The following is a 421-nucleotide window of genomic DNA, read 5'->3' as shown; positions in this document are numbered from 1 at the left end:
AATATTGATCTCAAGGAAGGCGTGGTTCCAATAGCGCCCGATTTCGAGAGATTTGTTGCAATGATCGGATTGGAGGCAGACGGCTGATGCGCCAACCAGGCGGATGCTTGCGTTAAACGATCGCTGTCGGGCAACGTTAACAGCCCATTCTGGGTCAAGAACTACAGTATGCCTATGGCTGCTTCCGGCCAAAAACGGCCACTCGACATTTCAGCCAAGATTGCACACAATCCGGGGGTGTTGATCTGGTCCCCTGTTCTAAAGCACCCTCTTTTTTAGTGTGAAGCAATCATGAAAGTGTTCCTAGACGATGAGCGGCTAATGCCAGAAGGGTGGCACCGCGTCTACTGGCCCGAGGAGGCCATTGGGCTCCTCGAAACTGGGACCGTCGAGGAAATTAGTCTGGACCATGATTTGGGGG

1 protein-coding gene is annotated in these 421 nt (G+C 52.7%); it reads left to right on the top strand.

From position 1 onward, the window contains the following. Positions 1-291 precede the first annotated feature (291 nt). Positions 292-421 (top strand): cyclic-phosphate processing receiver domain-containing protein (locus KDH83_RS33010; RefSeq protein WP_349291695.1); only part of this gene is annotated, 130 nt, incomplete at its 3' end.

Source organism: Achromobacter sp. Marseille-Q0513 (assembly GCF_018195695.1).
Taxonomy (GTDB): domain Bacteria; phylum Pseudomonadota; class Gammaproteobacteria; order Burkholderiales; family Burkholderiaceae_B; genus Achromobacter.
Note: the sequence above shows the minus strand (reverse complement) of the source record. Positions and strands in the feature narration are given on the sequence as shown.